General features: G+C 33.1%; 2 protein-coding genes. Both read right to left on the reverse strand.

Annotated features, from left to right (window positions below; all coding sequences use genetic code 11):
• Positions 1-203: 203 nt before the first annotated feature.
• Complete coding sequence (locus EQY_RS0122935) at positions 204-1,055, reverse strand: hypothetical protein (RefSeq protein ID WP_001241516.1); 852 nt, start codon at positions 1,053-1,055, stop codon at positions 204-206.
• A gap of 19 nt (positions 1,056-1,074) precedes the next feature.
• On the reverse strand, positions 1,075-1,540 hold a 466-nt coding region (locus EQY_RS26410), incomplete at its 5' end, for an RHS repeat-associated core domain-containing protein (RefSeq protein WP_000327692.1).

The raw sequence follows: 1,540 nt of genomic DNA on the forward strand, positions 1-1,540 counted from the left end.
CATACGCAAAGCGTACCGTGTCCGGCTGCAACTAGCTGTTCAGATGATGAATTTAACTACATCTTCTGGTTATCACCGTATTCAAGTGCTACGATGCAACTACTGGGAAACTACACTCATTCTCTTATTATTTTTAGAAATTTTATCTGTTAAACAATACATATGACCGATATCATTTAACCTTGCTTGGTATAACCGAGAAATTATTTATTTTTAATTAGATTCATTAAATCCCAAACATTGATATCATAATGATTGAAACCTTGAATTACAAGATAAGACAATGCTTTCATATCCAATAAAAATCTGATTTTCCCATCTGTGATTTTTGTATTTTCCGTTATAAACAATCGTTCCAATTTAACAAGGTTACTTATTTTGGTTACGCTTGGAATATCACCCATTTTTGAAAAAGATATTTTTTTAATTGAAGGTAATTTACTTAGATCTTCAATGATTGATATTGCCATTTTTTTGCATAAAGATAACGACACTTCTTCTATACTTTTCAAACCATGTAAAAAAGTCGTGTCCGAAGCCTTAGATAATCCAGATAACTTGATGCTCCTTAAAGTCTTGATAGATGATAAATTAGGGATTGCTTGAATATTGCTATTTTTTATCTCTAATGATTGCAAGAATGATCTCTCCGCAACATGCTCTTTTTTTTCTTTAAAATCTATCAATGTTATTTTTTCTAAAGATCTGTGATTAAACAAATTATCAATTCCATTTCGACCTATTAATACAGCCTCTTTCAAAAATGGGAAATATGATAAATCAAGTCTCATTTTATCATCATTCAAAAGATGGATGAGTTGTATTTTTTTCAACAAATACAGTTGTGATATATCCTTTATTTTATTGCCTGTGATATATATTTCATTAATGAAATTAATTTCATCAAGAAATGATAAATCAGTTATAAGCGGCGACAAAACCAACCCGTTAACTTTCTTTTCCTTCATCGTGTCAACAATATGACCTGTATCGTCATGCATTTCATACACAAGGACACAATTTCCCCGCACACCATAATGTTCCACTAGTCTCATATATTTCCCCTTAAATAAATCAACACTCCCCCTTCACTCTAAAATCTTGATCTGAAACATTTCCTGTATTTGGTGGTCGTTTTTCATTACTGGTTACACCTCTTCCTCCATTTTTAGCTATTTTCATTGCCTCTAAATTATTTAACCATTGTTTACTAATTCCAGCATATTTATCAAAATTCAACGAATCCAACATTGCCTGAGTTAACTTCCCACTTCTGGCATGTTGTAACATCCTCTGATATAGATTTTTTGTTTGACCTGCATACATTTTACCTGCACCTTCATCAAAAAACTCATAAATTGCTTGCCCTTTATATTTTGCAGTAATATCTCTTATTTGTTCTAAAAAATCACTAGCGAGTCTTACTAACCCCCAAGGATCAATCCACCTCAGTGGATTCGGCGCATACCGGTAAAGATTCAGCCCACCCCGGATCGAAATCGGATCCTGACTGATAAACCTCCCGCACTCCGGCGCATAA

The organism is Escherichia sp. TW14182, from assembly GCF_000208525.1.
In the GTDB taxonomy this organism is placed as follows: domain Bacteria; phylum Pseudomonadota; class Gammaproteobacteria; order Enterobacterales; family Enterobacteriaceae; genus Escherichia; species Escherichia ruysiae.